Consider the following 715-nt stretch of genomic DNA (forward strand, 5'->3'; position numbering starts at 1 on the left):
GGAACGGGTAGCGCGGCCGCCCGCCGGACCCGACGCAGACGTAGATCGTCCCGTCCTTCTCCGGGTGCACGGTCGACCCGTCCGGCGCCGCCTTCGTGCGTTTGCCGTGCCGGATCGGGTCGGTGCGCTCGAAGAGGTGGTTGTGCCCCTGCACCGCCAGATCCACCCGATACTTGGTGAACAGCGGATCGACCGCCGCCCGCACCCCGCCGTCCGACGCGTGGTTGTGCGCCGTCGAGAACGCGCAGTGGTGGAAGAACGCGACGATGAAGTCCACCCCGGACCCGGCCGCCCGCCACCGCTTCAAGGTCTCCTTCAACCAGGCGACCTGCGCGCCGCCGGAGTACCCGAAGTTCGTCTGCAACTCCCAGGACAGCTCGTTGGCGTCGAGCGAGATCACGCCCACGTTGCCGTAGACCATCCGGTAGACCGACGGGCAGCCCTTCGGGCCGGTGTCCGGGAAGTCGAGCCGCTGCACGTGCCCGCCGTACCCGTGGGTCGGGCTGCCGCCGAGGTAGCTGGTGTTGCCGTAGAGCGGTTCCATGTCGTGGTTGCCGGTCGCGAACATCCACGGCGTGTAGGCGGCCTGCGGCTCGATCTGATTCAGGAACACGTCCCAGACGTACGGGTTGAACAGGTTCTTCCCGGCCGGTGCCTTCCTGGTCAGCGCGGTGGTGTCGTCCGCCGGCAGCCCCGTCCCGGACGGGTTCGCGTA

General features: G+C 69.0%; 1 protein-coding gene. It reads right to left on the reverse strand.

The window, feature by feature from the left end:
* The coding region (locus Acy02nite_RS46225; RefSeq protein WP_203756850.1) for a metallophosphoesterase at nt 1-715 on the reverse strand (715 nt) is incomplete at both ends.

Origin of the sequence: Actinoplanes cyaneus (genome assembly GCF_016862095.1) — a bacterium.
Classification (GTDB): domain Bacteria; phylum Actinomycetota; class Actinomycetes; order Mycobacteriales; family Micromonosporaceae; genus Actinoplanes; species Actinoplanes cyaneus.